Origin of the sequence: Streptomyces sp. NBC_01306 (assembly GCF_026340465.1) — a bacterium.
Taxonomy (GTDB): domain Bacteria; phylum Actinomycetota; class Actinomycetes; order Streptomycetales; family Streptomycetaceae; genus Streptomyces.
Genome location: NZ_JAPEPC010000001.1, coordinates 5,980,074 through 5,994,127 on the forward strand (window position 1 = coordinate 5,980,074; position 14,054 = coordinate 5,994,127).

At 72.0% G+C, this 14,054-nt stretch carries 12 protein-coding genes and 1 pseudogene; 3 read left to right on the forward strand and 10 right to left on the reverse strand.

Annotation, left to right across the window (positions count from 1 at the left end; translation table 11 throughout):
* Positions 1 to 36 precede the first annotated feature (36 nt).
* From thpD to OG385_RS26395, 5 genes are all read right to left on the reverse strand, one after another.
* Entirely contained in the window at positions 37 to 939 is a 903-nt protein-coding gene (gene thpD / locus OG385_RS26375) for an ectoine hydroxylase (RefSeq protein WP_266858259.1), read from the reverse strand.
* A gap of 5 nt (positions 940 to 944) precedes the next feature.
* Positions 945 to 1,343 (reverse strand): ectoine synthase, encoded by a 399-nt coding sequence (locus tag OG385_RS26380; RefSeq protein WP_266858261.1) that lies wholly within the window; start codon positions 1,341 to 1,343, stop codon positions 945 to 947.
* 47 nt (positions 1,344 to 1,390) lie between these two features.
* Positions 1,391 to 2,659 (reverse strand): diaminobutyrate--2-oxoglutarate transaminase, encoded by a 1,269-nt coding sequence (gene ectB / locus OG385_RS26385; protein WP_266858263.1) that lies wholly within the window; start codon positions 2,657 to 2,659, stop codon positions 1,391 to 1,393.
* 29 nt (positions 2,660 to 2,688) lie between these two features.
* Entirely contained in the window at positions 2,689 to 3,219 is a 531-nt protein-coding gene (ectA, locus tag OG385_RS26390; RefSeq protein WP_266858265.1) for a diaminobutyrate acetyltransferase, read from the reverse strand.
* Positions 3,220 to 3,607: 388 nt separating this feature from the next.
* Entirely contained in the window at positions 3,608 to 4,744 is a 1,137-nt protein-coding gene (locus tag OG385_RS26395; RefSeq protein WP_266858267.1) for an alanine--glyoxylate aminotransferase family protein, read from the reverse strand.
* Positions 4,745 to 4,848: 104 nt separating this feature from the next.
* Between OG385_RS26395 and OG385_RS26400 the strand changes: the two genes are divergently transcribed.
* Together OG385_RS26400 and OG385_RS26405 are read left to right on the forward strand one after the other, a co-directional pair.
* Positions 4,849 to 5,934 carry an amidohydrolase family protein gene (locus tag OG385_RS26400; RefSeq protein WP_266858269.1) on the forward strand — a complete coding sequence of 362 codons (1,086 nt, stop codon included), beginning with the start codon at positions 4,849 to 4,851 and terminating at the stop codon, positions 5,932 to 5,934.
* Between the two features lie 360 nt (positions 5,935 to 6,294).
* Positions 6,295 to 7,254 carry an SCO1860 family LAETG-anchored protein gene (locus OG385_RS26405; RefSeq protein WP_323183854.1) on the forward strand — a complete coding sequence of 320 codons (960 nt, stop codon included), beginning with the start codon at positions 6,295 to 6,297 and terminating at the stop codon, positions 7,252 to 7,254.
* 130 nt (positions 7,255 to 7,384) lie between these two features.
* On the opposite strand, the gene cobC is transcribed toward OG385_RS26405, so the two are convergent.
* Positions 7,385 to 8,449 (reverse strand): Rv2231c family pyridoxal phosphate-dependent protein CobC, encoded by a 1,065-nt coding sequence (cobC, locus tag OG385_RS26410; protein WP_323183855.1) that lies wholly within the window; start codon positions 8,447 to 8,449, stop codon positions 7,385 to 7,387.
* A 130-nt stretch (positions 8,450 to 8,579) separates the two neighbouring features.
* Positions 8,580 to 8,963, reverse strand: a pseudogene (locus OG385_RS26415) (cobalamin biosynthesis protein); the annotation flags it as partial.
* 112 nt (positions 8,964 to 9,075) lie between these two features.
* Here OG385_RS26415 and OG385_RS26420 point away from each other — a divergent pair.
* Positions 9,076 to 9,798 carry a ZIP family metal transporter gene (locus OG385_RS26420; protein ID WP_164266110.1) on the forward strand — a complete coding sequence of 241 codons (723 nt, stop codon included), beginning with the start codon at positions 9,076 to 9,078 and terminating at the stop codon, positions 9,796 to 9,798.
* Positions 9,799 to 9,878: 80 nt separating this feature from the next.
* Here OG385_RS26420 and OG385_RS26425 read toward each other — a convergent pair whose 3' ends face one another.
* The 3 genes from OG385_RS26425 to OG385_RS26435 are packed head-to-tail and all read right to left on the reverse strand — an operon-like array spanning position 9,879 to position 13,959.
* Entirely contained in the window at positions 9,879 to 11,309 is a 1,431-nt protein-coding gene (locus OG385_RS26425; RefSeq protein ID WP_266858274.1) for a cobyrinate a,c-diamide synthase, read from the reverse strand.
* On the reverse strand, positions 11,303 to 11,899 hold the full coding sequence (cobO, locus tag OG385_RS26430) for a cob(I)yrinic acid a,c-diamide adenosyltransferase (RefSeq protein ID WP_266858276.1): 597 nt from the start codon (positions 11,897 to 11,899) through the stop codon (positions 11,303 to 11,305). The genes OG385_RS26425 and cobO overlap by 7 nt, the downstream gene beginning before the upstream one ends.
* On the reverse strand, positions 11,899 to 13,959 hold the full coding sequence (locus tag OG385_RS26435) for a putative cobaltochelatase (RefSeq protein WP_266858277.1): 2,061 nt from the start codon (positions 13,957 to 13,959) through the stop codon (positions 11,899 to 11,901). The genes cobO and OG385_RS26435 overlap by 1 nt, the downstream gene beginning before the upstream one ends.
* Positions 13,960 to 14,054: the final 95 nt, after the last annotated feature.

Sequence of the window (14,054 nt, forward strand, 5' to 3'; positions counted from 1 at the left end):
GGCACCCTGTGCCGTCCCCCTCCCGCGTACCTCAGATCACTTCACCGGAGTGAAGTCCCGCGCCCCGATGAAATCGGGCCGCCGGATCGGAGCCGAGAAGGGCTCCACCGCCGCGTTCTCCACGCTGTTGAACACGATGAAGACATTGCTGCGGGCGTACGGGGTGATGTTGTCACCCGAACCGTGCATGCAGTTGCAGTCGAACCAGGTGGCCGAGCCGGCCCGGCCCGTGAAGAGCCTGATGCCGTGGGCGTCCGCCATCCGCGTCAGCGCCTTGTCCGACGGGATGCCCGCGTCCTGCATCTGGAGCGACCGCTTGTAGTTGTCCTTCGGCGTCTCACCCGCGCACCCCAGGAAGTGCTGGTGCGAACCCGGCATGATCATCAAGCCGCCGTTGGTGTCGAAGTTCTCGGTCAGTGCGATCGAGACGGACACGGTCCGCATGTTCGCCAGACCGTCCTCGGCGTGCCACGTCTCGAAGTCCGAGTGCCAGTAGAAACCACTGGCTCCGAACCCCGGCTTGACGTTGATCCGGGACTGGTGGACATAGACGTCCGACCCCAGGATCTGCCGGGCCCGGTCCAACAGCCGCTCGTCCCGCACCAGTTGCGCGAAGACCTCGCTGAGCCTGTGTACCTCGAAGACCGACCGTACGTCCTGGGACTTCGGCTCGATGATGGAGCGCTCATCGGCGCGGACGTCCGGATCGGCGATCAGCCGGTCCAGTTCCGCGCGGTAGAGGGCCACCTCGTCGTCCGTGAGCAGATCGCCGACGGTGAGGAACCCGTCCCGCTCGAAGCCCTGGAGCTCCGGCTGCGCGATCGGGCCCGCCGCGCCGGGCTGCGACCAGACCACCGGGTCCTGGCGGGGGGTGGTCACTTCACTCGCGCCACGGGTGGGATAGAGGTCCGCCCGGATGTTGGACAGTACTTCGGTCATGGCTGTCAGGCCTCCTCGGTCAGCAGCGGGTAAACGCCGTTCTCATCGTGGTCCTCCCGTCCGGTGACCGGAGGGTTGAAGACGCAGACGCAGTGGAAGTCGGTCTTCGGGCGCAGAGTGTGCTTCTCGTGCCCGTTGAGCAGGTACATGGTGCCGGGCTCGATCCAGTGGACCTCGCCGGTGTCGTCGTTGGTGAGCTCGGCCTCGCCCTTGGTGCAGAGCACGGCCTCGATGTGGTTGGCGTACCACATCGATGTCTCGGTTCCCGCGTACAGGATGGTCTCGTGCAGGGAGAAGCCGACCTTCTCCTTGGCGAGGACGATGCGCTTGCTCTCCCAGGTCCCCGACTTCGACTTGATGTGGCGGTCGGTTCCCTCGACGTCCTTGAACGATCGGACAATCACTGTGACGTGAGCCTTTCTGTGTAGCCGGTGCGATGGTGCGTGGTGCGTCAGGCGGTCTCGCGGACGGAACGGGCCAGGATGCTCAGGCCCTCGTCCAGTTCTTCGGTGGAGACGGTCAGCGGCGGGAGCAGTTTGACGACCTCGCTCTCCGGGCCGGAGGTCTCGATCAGCAGCCCGAGGTCGAAGGCGCGGCGGGCGACGGCTGTGGCACGCGGCTTGTCCTCGAACTCGATGCCCCAGACGAGGCCACGGCCGCGGAAGCTCACGCCCGCTCCGTCATTCTCCTCGACCAGAGCCAGCAGCGCGCGCTCGACCTGCTCGCCGCGGGCCAGCGTCTGCTTCTCCATCTGGCCGTCGGACCAGTACGTCTCAAGGGTGGCGGTGGCGGTGACGAACGCCGGGTTGTTGCCGCGGAAGGTGCCGTTGTGCTCGCCCGGCTCCCACACGTCGAGCTCGCCCTTGAAGAGGCAGAGCGACATGGGCAGCCCGTAGCCGCTGATGGACTTCGACAGCGTGACGATGTCGGGGGTGATGCCTGCTTCCTCGAAGGAGAAGAAGCCGCCGGTGCGGCCGCAGCCCATCTGGATGTCGTCGACGATCAGCAGCATGTCCTGGCGGTGGCAGAGGTCCTGGAGTGCGCGGAGCCACTCGGCGCGCGCCACATTGATGCCGCCCTCGCCCTGGACCGTCTCGACGATCACGGCGGCCGGCTTGTTGAGACCGGAGCCCTGGTCCTCCAGCAGACGCTCGAACCAGAGGAAGTCCGGGATCTGGCCGTCGAAGTAGTTGTCGAACGGCATCGGTGTGCCGTGCACCAGCGGGATACCGGCGCCGGCCCGCTTGAAGGCGTTGCCGGTCACGGCCAGTGAGCCGAGCGACATGCCGTGGAAGGCGTTGGTGAACGAGACGACGGACTCGCGGCCCTTGACCTTGCGGGCCAGCTTCAGCGCCGACTCGACGGCGTTGGTGCCTGTCGGGCCCGGGAACATCACCTTGTACGGCAGGTCGCGCGGGCGCAGGATCACGTTCTGGAAGGACTCCAGGAAGGCGCGTTTCGCCGTGGTGGCCATGTCCAGGCCGTGGGTGATGCCGTCGCGCTCGATGTAGTCGATCAGCGCGCGTTTGAGCACCGGGTTGTTGTGGCCGTAGTTGAGTGAACCGGCTCCGGCGAAGAAGTCGAGGTAGGTGTGGCCGTCCTCGTCGTGGAGGTAACTGCCCTGGGCCCGGTCGAACACGGCCGGCCAGCTGCGGCAGTAACTGCGCACCTCCGACTCAAGGGTCTCGAAGACACTCAGGGCGGGCGGGGTGATGGTCACAGCAATCTCCTGGGGGTGAGGGATGTCAGTCAGGCCGAGACGGGGCTGATGCGGTACAGCACTTCCGGCTGGTGCGTCCCTTCGGGGAACAGTCCGCCGTCGAAGAGCACTTCACGTTCCACTGCCGCCCCGTGACGCTCTGCGAACGAGCGGAACAGGCGGTCGGACGCGGTGTTGTCCGGAGAAATGGTGGTTTCCAGCTCCCGGACCACTCCCCTGGCGGTCACCTTGGCGACCAGCCCGTCCAGCAGTACGCCGGCGAGGCCCTGGCCGCGGTATGCCTGGTCGACGGCGACCTGCCAGACGACGAGGGCTTCGGGACGGTCGGGGCGGACATATCCGGTGACGAAGCCGATGGGGGCACCGGCCGTGTCGCGCGCCACCACGGAGGTCGCTGCGAAGTCGCGACACCACAGCAGGTAGCTGTACGAGGAGTTGAGGTCCAGCACCTCGGAGTCGCGGGCGATACGCCAGATCGCGGCCCCGTCCTCCACTCGTGGGGTGTCTATCTCCTGGAATTCGCTACGGGCACGTACAAGGTCTTCTTGCGCGGCGGTCATGTAAAGGAAATTTACCCAGCAAATTCGAAAAATGCATTCTGGCGCAGGGTTGGCCAAAAGTTCAGTCCATGCTATCGCGCGGGCGCGGGTCGGCGCCTCTCCGGTCGCGAATATGGCTGATTTGTACCGGAATTATCGGGCAAAGTGACCGTACTGTGGGGTCGGTCACAGATGCGTAACCTTCGTGATGTGTGTCCGAAACCCGCTGATGGAACCTGTGGAAAATACTGCGTTTAGGGTCCGGGAAAGCGGGCAGAAGAAAAAAGTTGCCTGTACTGGTAAAAGCCGGAATTCTGCATTCTGCAATTCTTTGATTACGCGGGCTGTGTGTACGGGGGTGTGTACGGGGCCGGGCCGTACACACCCCCCGCCGTACGGGGCCGGTGGCTCAGCCGCGCTGCCAGGCCTCCGACACGGCGCCGCGTGCGGCCTCCAGATCGACAGCGGCCCCCGGACCACCCGAAGCGGGGCCACCCGGTACGGCGTCGCTCAGCGCGGCACCCAGTGCCGCGAGCGAGGACTGCACCACGCCCTGGGCGGCGTCCGGGCCGTAGTGGTTGATCCGCACCATCTCCCCGGCCAGCGCCCCGCCGCCCGCGATCAGCGGCAGCGTGGGGTCGGCCGCCAGGGCCTTCGCGACCAGCTCCGACGCGTCGACCCCGGCCGGGGTCCGGAGCGTGGTGGCCACGGGGGCCGCGTCCCGTGCCTCGTGCACGAACGGCGCCAGTCCGCCACCCAGGGCGAGCGCCCCGGCCCGGGTTGCCGCGGCGGCCCGTGCGTGCCGGTCCATCACCGCTTCGGGGCCCTCCGACTCGATCCGCTCCAGACAGGCCCCCAGCGCCAGCATCTCCAGCTGGGCGGGCGCGTGCGGCAGCGCGGTGCGCCCCGCGTCGATCCAGCGCTCCTTCCAGTCCAGGAGCGACAGGTACGAGCGGCGCGGAGCCCGCGGGTTCTCCGCGAACCGCTGCCAGGCGCGCTCGCTCACGGAGACGGCCGACACCCCGGCGGGGCCGCCCATCGCCTTCTGCGCGCCGATCACGCAGAGATCCACCCCCCAGGCGTCCGGCAGCAGCGGCTCGGCGCCCACCGACGCGACCGCGTCCAGCATGAAGAGCGCGCCGTGCGCCCGTACCGCCTCACCGATCTCCGCGACCGGGTTGGTGTTGCCGGTCGCCGCCTCCGCGTGGACCAGGGACACGAAGTCGATCTCCGGGCGGGCGGCGAGCGCCTCGCGCACCTGGTCCGCGGTGACCGCGGTGTGGAACGGCACGGCCAGGTCGACCACGGTGACCCCGCAGTCGCGCAGCCAGTTGCCGAAGGTCTGGCCGTACGGCCCGGTGATCACATTGAGCGCGGTGGAGCCCGGCCTGGCGCCGGAGCGGATGCAGCCCTCCAGCGGCAGCAGCGCCTCCCCCTGCATGATCACGATGTCCTGCCGGGTGCCGAGCAGCGAGGCCGTCTGCCGCTCGATCGCGGCGAAGTGCGCGGGGGTGAGCGGGGCGAGGTCAAGGAAGGGGTGCGTCACTGTGGTGCTCTCTTCGCGAGTTCGTTCGGGCTGCCGGTCCGATGGTACTGAGCAGGATTCCGGGCCCCTGCCGCCCGGCGTGGCCCCGTCGTTAGGCTCGCCGCATGAGCGATCACACGGTGCTGCATGTGAAGGGGCGGGTGCTGGTCGGGCCCGACGACGTCAGGGACGAACTGTGGGTGGTCGGCGGGCGGATCACCTATGTACGCCCGGCCGCGGAGGCCGTCACCGTGCGGGGATGGGTGCTGCCAGGGCTGGTCGACGCGCACTGCCACGTCGGGCTCGACGCGCACGGCGCGGTCGACGACGCGACCAGCGAGAAGCAGGCGCTCGGCGAGCGGGAGGCCGGGGCGCTGCTGCTGCGCGACGCGGGATCGCCCTCCGACACCCGCTGGATCGACGGCCGCGCCGACCTCCCGAAGATCATCCGGGCGGGCCGCCACATCGCGCGCACCCGCCGCTACATCCGGAACTACGCCCATGAGATCGAACCGGGGGACCTCGTCGAGTACGTCGCGAGGGAGGCCCGCAACGGCGACGGCTGGGTCAAACTCGTCGGTGACTGGATCGACCGGGACACCGGGGACCTCTCCGCCTGCTGGCCGCGCGGGGAGGTGGAGGCGGCGATCGCCGAGGCGCACCGGCTCGGGGCCAGGGTGACCGCGCACTGCTTCGCCGAGGACTCGCTGCGCGACCTCGTGGAGGCGGGGATCGACTGCATCGAGCACGCCACCGGGCTCACCGACGAGACCGTCCCGCTCTTCGCCGAGCGGGGGGTCGCGATCGTACCGACGCTGGTGAACATCGCGACCTTCCCGCAGCTCGCCGCGGGCGGCGACGCCAAGTACCCGCGCTGGTCCGCCCATATGAGGCGGCTGCACGAGCGTCGTTACGACACCGTCCGCTCCGCCTACGACGCGGGTGTGCCGGTCTACGTCGGCACGGACGCGGGCGGCTCGCTGCCGCACGGCCTGGTCGCCGAGGAGGCGGCGGAGCTGGTGAAGGCGGGCATCCCGGTGTCCGACGTGCTGTCGGCTGCGTCCTGGGGCGCCCGGGAGTGGCTGCGCAGGCCGGGGCTCACCGAGGGCGCGCCGGCCGACCTCGTGGTGTACACGGAGGACCCGCGCGAGAACGTACGGGTGCTGGGTGCCCCGCACCGGGTGGTCCTCGAAGGCCGGGTGGTGGGGTGAGAGAACCACCCGGACCGCCAGGACCACTCGGTGCCGGGGTGGGTCGGCGTTCCGGAGGGTGCCTGGTTGACCGGGCGTGACGTGAGGGCGCCCGCACTCGTTGAGGCACCTGGTGTGCGCCCCGCGGGGCCACCGGCGCACCACCTCGGGGCGGTGAAACGAGGGGTTCAGAGGAACGCCCGTGCCTCAGGATTCGAATGCAGACGCGGAAACGCCACTTTGGAGTGAACTCACGTCAGGTTGCTGACCGTTCACCCACAGTGCGTAAAGATTCCGGTGTCTCGGTCGCCGGCGCACCCACGAAGTCCCCGTGAGCTGCGCCCCCGGCGACGTCATGTCTCTTGTGGGGGTACCACCGCTTTGAACAGCAACACCTTCCGTATGCCCGCACGCCGTACGGCCGCCGTCTGTGTGGCCGCCGCGCTGACCGCGGGCCCCGCGGCGCTCCTCGCCGCGGCGCCCGCCCAGGCGGCCACCGGCAGTGACGGAAAGGCGAGCGCAGTCGTGCTCCGTACCGGGCTCGATGTCTCGCTGCTCAACAAGACCGTCGATGTGCCGCTCACGGTCGCGCTCAACGAGGTGCACGCCCCGGCCAGCGCGGACAGGACCGCGCTGACCGCGAAGCTGGACGGTGTCGACAAGGGCCGCCCGTTCAGCCTGCTGCGCGCCGATGTCGCCACCGCCCGGGCGACGGCCGACCGGCACAGGGCGGAGGGGTACGCCAACGTCGCCCGCGCGTCGGTCCATGTCCCCGGGCTGCCGCTGCTGTCGCTGATCGAGGTCGAGAAGGTCACGTCGAAGGCGGTCTGCGAGGCCGGTGAGCGGCCGCACGCCGAGTCGAACGTGCTCGGCCATGTGACCGTGCTCGGCAAGCGGATCACGCTCTCCGCCGGTGGCTCGACCCGGATCCATGTGCCCGCCGTCGGTGATGTCACGCTCGACCTCTCGAAGACCAGCACGACATCCCGTACGGCCGCCGCCACCGCGCTGCAGCTCAAGGTGTCGGTCAACCCGCTGAAGCTGAACGTCGCCGATGTCCAGGGCGAGGTGACCCTCGCGCAGGCGACCTGCGAGTCGCCGAAGGCCGCCCCGGCGGGCCACCAGGGCGGCGGCCGGCCGGCGGAGCCCACCCCCGCCACCGGGGTCGAGGAACAGACCGTGGCCCACCCGAAGCCGGCGGCCGCGCCGGAGAAGGAGCACCTCGCGGAGACCGGCGGCAGCTCCATGACGCCGTACATCGCGGGAGGCGCGGCGGCCCTGGTCCTGGCCGGCGGCGGCGCGCTCGCGGTGGCCCGTGGACGGAGCCGCAACAAGGCCTGACCGGTACGGGAGCCGGGCCGTACGACGGGGCTTACGAGAGCCGGCCGTACGAGCACGGGCCGTACGAGTGCCGGTCGTACGAGAGCCGGGGCCGCACCGGAGGGGGGTGCGGCCCCGGCCCGTCCGGACGTCAGCCGGAGATTCCGCTCAGCGCCTGGTCGAGCGCCTGCAGGAACCGGTTGGTCGTCGCACGGTCGCGCACCGCGAGCCGCAGCCACTCGGGCCCGAGCCCCGGAAAGGTGTCACCGCGGCGGGCCGCGAAGCCCAGCTGCCGCAGCCGCTCCCGCACCTCGTCGGCACGCTCCATCCGGACGAGCACGAACGGGCCCTCGGCCGCCTCGACCGCGCGTACCTCGTCGAACTCCGCGAGACCGGCCAGCAGATGGGCGCGGTCCTCGGCGATCGCGTGCGCGGCGAGCTCCGCCTCGGCCAGTGCGGGAGCCGCCGAGCACGCCTCGGCCGCGGCCAGCGCCGGGGTGGACACCGGCCACAACGGCTGTGCGCGCGCCAGCAGTTCCACCGTCTCCGGGTCGGCCAGCACATAGCCGATCCGCAGCCCCGCGAGACCCCAGGTCTTGGTGAGGCTGCGCAGGACGATCAGGCCCGGCACATCCGTACGGCCGGCGAGCGACTCGCGCTCGCCGGGCACCGCGTCCATGAACGCCTCGTCGACCACCAGCAGCCGCCCCGGCGCAGCCAGCGAGGCGAGCGTTCCGGCCGGGTGCAGTACGGACGTCGGGTTGGTCGGATTGCCCGCCACCACCAGGTCCGCCGCTTCGGGCACGGCCGCCGGATCCAGCCGGAAACCGTCCTCCGCACGCAGCAGCACCCGCCGCACCGTGTGCCCGGCGTCGCGCAGCGCCGCCTCCGGCTCGGTGAACTGCGGATGCACGACCACGGGTCTGCGCACCGGAAGGGCGCGGGCGATCAGCACGAACGCCTCGGCGGCGCCGGCTGTCAGCAGGACCCGTTCGACCGGCAGCCCGTGCCGGGCGGCCACCGCGGCTCTGGCGGCCCGTCCGTCGGGGTACGCGGCCAGGCCGCCGAGCGACCCCGCTATGTGGTCCCTGAGCCAGGGCGGGGGAGTGCCCGCCCTGACATTGACCGCGAGGTCGGTGAGGCCGCCGGGACCGCAGTCCCGTACCTCCGCGTCGCCGTGGTGCCGCAGATCGTGGACGTCAGTGTGTGAGCGCATGACTGCCATGGTGGTGAAGGTGGTGCCCCTCGTCATCAGGGTGGAGGTGGGGCTGTTGTGGAAGTCCCGGATCCGCGACGGCGCCGCGCGGCGCCATCCGGTGCCCCGGGCCCGGTGGTGCGGGCGGTTCACGGCGTACGACGGCGCAGGTCGCCATCGCCGGGCGGCCGTGCGGCGCCGACTTCCGCTTCGGGACGAGCAGTTCGCCGCCGCCGGCGAGTGCGGCCGCCTCCGCGACCGACGGGGTGCCGACCGCGGCCCGTGACGTGTCCGACGGGTGGGGCACCTCGATCCGGGCGAGCACGGCGGCGCCGTACGGACGCAGCGGCACCCCCAGCCGCACGGCGGCGGCGAGCAGCCCCGGCTCGCCGGCCCTGCTGTCCACGGTCGTCAGCTCGGCGACATCGAGCGGCGAAAGACCGGCGTCCCGCAGGGCGGCCACGACCAGCCCGATGACCTCGTCGGCACGGACCCCGCGGGAGGCCCCGACACCCACGACGAGGTCCGGCGCACGCTCCGGTGCTCCCACCGGGCCGGGTTCGACAGCGGTCATGGGCGCGGGTTCCTCTCCGGCGGATTCAGACGTTGACATGCGGGACCGGGGTGTCATGGGCTAGGCAGGGCCCATGGCGGTCTTCGTCGCGCTCGGCGCGTTCCTGATGACGCTGGTCGGTGGCTGGACGGCTCAGCGGGTCACCGACAAGCGCCATCTCGTGCTGGGTCTGGCCGGCGGACTGATGCTCGGCGTGGTCGGGCTCGACCTGCTGCCCGAGGCGCTGCGCGCGGCGGGCGGCGAGATCTTCGGTGTGCCCGCCGCGCTGCTGCTGTTCGTCGGCGGGTTCCTCGTCGCCCACCTGGTGGAGCGGCTGCTCGCGGTACGCCAGGCGGCGCACGGGGCGGCGGAGGAGCGGGTGCCCCAGGTCGGGCTGACGGCGGCGGCGGCGATGGTCGGCCACAGCCTGATGGACGGTGTCGCGATCGGCGCCGCCTTCCAGGTGGGCGACGGGATGGGCGCCGCCGTGGCCATCGCGGTGGTCACCCACGACTTCGCGGACGGCTTCAACACGTACACCCTGACCAGCCTGTACGGGAACGCACGCCGCAAGGCGATCGCCATGCTGGTCGCCGACGCGCTGGCTCCCGTGGTGGGTGCGGCGTCGACCCTGCTGTTCACCCTTCCGGAGCAGCCGCTCGGCTGCTATCTCGGCTTCTTCGGCGGTGTTCTGCTCTATCTCGCCGCCGCCGAGATCCTTCCCGAGGCCCACCACGAACACCCGGCCCGCTCCACGCTGCTGTGCACCGTGGCGGGGGTGGCGTTCATCTGGCTCGTGGTGGGCATCGCGGGCTGAGAGCCCCGCAACCCCGCGCACCGGCCCCGCGACAGGCCACCCCGGATTCTGGAGCGGCCCCGGCCCCGCGACAGACCCGTTCATCCCGTGCACCGGTCCACGAATCTGCGGGCGACCGCGGGCTGCGCGGCCCAGTGCGTGTGCAGATAGCTCGCGTGCACGCCCTGCTGGACGAAGCCCTCGACCCGGCGTTCCGGCTGGTGCACACCCCACGCGGGGGTGGCGCCCGCACCGGGCTCAAGGACCGTGCGGTGGAACTCGTGGGCGCGCAGCCGGGTCCCGGCCTGCGCCAGCGAGCTGTCCGACACGGCCACCGCGTCCCGGTAGCCGAGCGTCAGCCGCTCCGACATCCGGGCCTCCGCGTCCAGCACCCCGCACATCGGATGCCCGTCGAGCGAGCGCGACAGATACAGCAGCCCGGCGCACTCGGCGGCGACCGGTGCGCCGGACGCCGCCAGCTCCGCCACGGCCCCGCGCAGCGGCGCGTTGGCGGACAGCTCGGGCCCGTACACCTCGGGGAAGCCGCCGCCTATGACGAGCGCCCCGGTGCCCTCGGGGAGCCGCTCGTCGTGGAGCGGGTCGAAGCCGACGACATCGGCGCCCGCCGCGGTGAGCAGCTCGGTGTGCTCGGTGTACGAGAAGGAGAACGCGGCCCCGCCCGCGACGGCGACGACCGGGCGCCCACGGCGGGCAGCCCCGCCACCGGCTGCCGTGCCAGGACGCGCCGCCCCGCTGCCGGAGGCCGTAGCAGGATCGGCCGCCCCGCTGCCGGAGCCGGGCGCAAGGGCCTCGTGCGGGTCCCACGCCCCGGCGTCCAGCGGCGGTGCGCTCCGCGCCAGTGCCAGCACCGCCTCCAGATCGCACCCGGCCCGCACCTGCTCCGCCATCGCCGCGACGGCGCCCACCGCGTCGGGCCGCCGCTCCGCCACCGGCACAAGCCCCAGATGCCGGGACGGGGTCTTCGCCTGCCCGGTACGCCGGAGCACTCCGAGCACCGGCACCCCCGACTCGTCCAGCGCCTCCCGGAGCAGCGCCTCGTGCCGGTCGGAGCCCACCTTGTTGAGGATCACCCCGCCGATCCGCACCCGGGGGTCCCAGGACGCGAACCCGTGCACCAGCGCGGCCACCGACCGGGACTGCGACGACGCGTCGACCACCAGCACCACCGGAGCCCGCAGCACCTTCGCGATCTGCGCGGTGGACGCCAGCTCGCCCTGCCCGGCCGCCCCGTCGTACAGACCCATCACGCCCTCGACGACCGCCAGATCCGCGCCGGCCGCACCGTGCGCGAAGAGCGGCCCGATCAGCTCCGTACCGCAGAGGTACGCGTCGAGATTGCGCCCGGGGCGGCCGGTCGCCAGCGCGTGGTACCCGGGGTCGATGTAGTCGGGTCCCACCTTGTGCGGCGACACGGCGAGGCCGCGCCCGGCGAACGCGGCCATCAGGCCGGTGGCGACCGTGGTCTTGCCGCTGCCCGAGGACGGCGCGGCGATGACGAGTCTGGCTACCACTCGATGCCCCTCTGCCCCTTCTGCCCCGCGTCCATCGGATGCTTGACCTTGGACATGTCGGTCACCAGGTCGGCGAAGTCGAGCAGCGGCTGCGGCGCGTTCCGCCCGGTGATCACCACATGCTGGGTGCCGGGCCGGTCCCGCAGCACCGAGATCACCTCATCGGTGTCCACCCACCCCCAGTGCATCGGGTACGCGAACTCGTCCAGCACGACCAGCCGGTAGCTCTCCGCCGCCAGATCGCGCTTGACCTGCTCCCAGCCCTCCCGGGCGGCTTCCTCGCTCGACTCGATGTCCCGCTGGACCCAGGACCAGCCCTCGCCCATCTTGTGCCAGGCGACCGTCCCGCCCTCACCGCTCTCCCCGAGCACCTTCAGGGCCCGCTCCTCGCCGACCTTCCACTTGGCGGACTTCACGAACTGGAACACCCCGATGGGCCAGCCCTGATTCCAGCCGCGCAGCGCGAGCCCGAAGGCCGCGGTCGACTTCCCCTTCCCGATGCCGGTGTGCACCATCGTCAGCGGCCGGTTGCGGCGCTGGCGGGTGGTGAGCCCGTCCTCGGGCACGGTGGTCGGCTGTCCCTGCGGCATTACGCTGCCCTCCTGGATGAAGTGCTCTGTACGTCCTTGACCAGCCCCGCGATGCTCTCGGCCCGCAGCTCGTCCAGCGTCACCGCGGTGCCGCCGAGCTGCTGCGCCAGCTCTCCGGCGAGCCCCAGCCTGACCGGACCCGTCTCGCAGTCCACGACGACCGACGCGACGCCCTCCGCCTCGTGCAGCCGGGCCGCGCGCGCGGCCAGCGCGACCGGATCGGGGCCGCCGGTGGCCCGTCCGTCGGTGACGACCACCAGCAGCGGCCGGCGCGACGGGTCCCGCATCCGCTCGACCCGCAGTACCTCACGGGCTTTCAGCAGCCCGGCGGCGACCGGGGTGCGCCCGCCGGTCGGCAGTGTGTCGAGCCGGGCCGCGGCCGCGTCCACCGACGAGGTCGGCGGCAGCGCGATCTCCGCGTCCTTCCCGCGGAAGGTCACCAGACCCACCTTGTCCCGCCGCTGGTACGCGTCGAGCAGCAGCGAGAGCACGGCGCCCTTCACCGCGCTCATCCGCTGCCTGGCCGCCATCGACCCGGAGGCGTCCACCACGAAGAGCACCAGATTGCCCTCGCGCCCCTCCCGGGTGGCCTGCCGCAGATCGTCCCTGCGGACCACGAGACCGCGGCCGGAGCGCCCGCGCGCCCGCTGGTGCGGCGCCGCGGCCTGGACCGTCGCCGCCAGATGCAGCTTGGTGAGCGCACCCTGCGGCCGGCGCGAACCGGTGGTGCGGCCGTGCTCGGTCCTGGCCCGGGAGCGGCGCCCCGCGGCGCCGTCGCCGAGCCCCGGCACGCTCAGCATCCGGGTACGGAACGGTTCGGCCGCCTTCGCCGCCGCCTGCTCCCCGCCCCCGCCCGGCGCGGCGGGCGCGCTCTCGCCGGGCTGCTGCTGCGCGGGCGTGTCGGACCCGTCGGCCGCGGGCTCCTGCTGCTGCGGCGTGTCGCCCGGTCCGCCGTCCCCGTCGCGCTGCGGCGGCAGCCCGCCACCGCCACCGCCGTCGGGCCCGTCCGGTCCGGGATCGTCATCGCCGCCGTCGTGTCCGTCGCCGTCCCCGGCGGACTCCCTCAGCGTGTCGTCGAGCTTGTCCTCGTCGAGCCCCGGCGCGTCGAACGGGTTGCGCCTGCGGCGGTGCGGCAGCGCGAGCAGCGCGGCCTGCCGTACGTCGTCGGCCGTGACGTCCGGACGTCCCGCCCAGGCGGCCAGCGCGGTCGCGGTGCGCGCCATCACGATGTCCGCGCGCATCCCGTCCACCTCGAACGCGGCGCAGGTCGCGGCGATCTGCCGCAGCGCGGGATCGCCGAGACGCACGGAGGGCAGCAGCGCCCGCGCGGCCACGATGCGCGCCCGCAGCTCGCTCTCCTCGTCCGCCCAGCGGGCGGCGAACCCGGCAGGGTCGTCGTCGTACGCGAGCCTCCTGCGCACCACCTCGACCCGCTGGTCCGGGTCGCGCGACGCGGCGACCTCGACGGTCAGCCCGAAACGGTCCAGCAACTGCGGCCGCAGTTCGCCCTCTTCGGGGTTCATCGTCCCGACGAGCAGGAACCGCGCGGCGTGCCGTACGGAGACGCCCTCGCGCTCCACGTACGAGGCGCCCATGGCGGCGGCGTCGAGCAGCAGGTCCACCAAGTGGTCGTGCAGCAGGTTGACTTCGTCGACGTACAGGATCCCGCGGTGCGCGTCGGCGAGCAGCCCCGGCTCGAACGCCTTCACGCCGTCGGCCAGCGCGCGCTCGATGTCCAGCGCGCCGACCAGCCGGTCCTCCGAGGCGCCGACGGGCAGTTCGACCATGCGCGCGTCGCGCGACACGCCGTCGGTGGCCTCGTGCGGACCGTCAGGACACGCCGGGTCGGGTGCGCCGGGGTCGCACGAGAAGCGGCATCCGGAGACCACCGGGACCCCGGGCAGCAGCGCGGACAGGGCCCGCACCGCCGTACTCTTCGCGGTCCCCTTCTCGCCGCGCACGAGTACGCCGCCGACAGCCGGGCTGACCGCGTTGAGCAGCAGCCCGAGACGCAGGTCATCCATGCCCACGACAGCGGTGAACGGATAGGGCGTGCTCACTTCGGGATCACTCCTTCAGATGCTCGGGTGACAGGTTCGGTGAGGGGCTGACGGGCGAATGGGGCGACGGGCCGCCGGGCGCACGGCTGACGGGG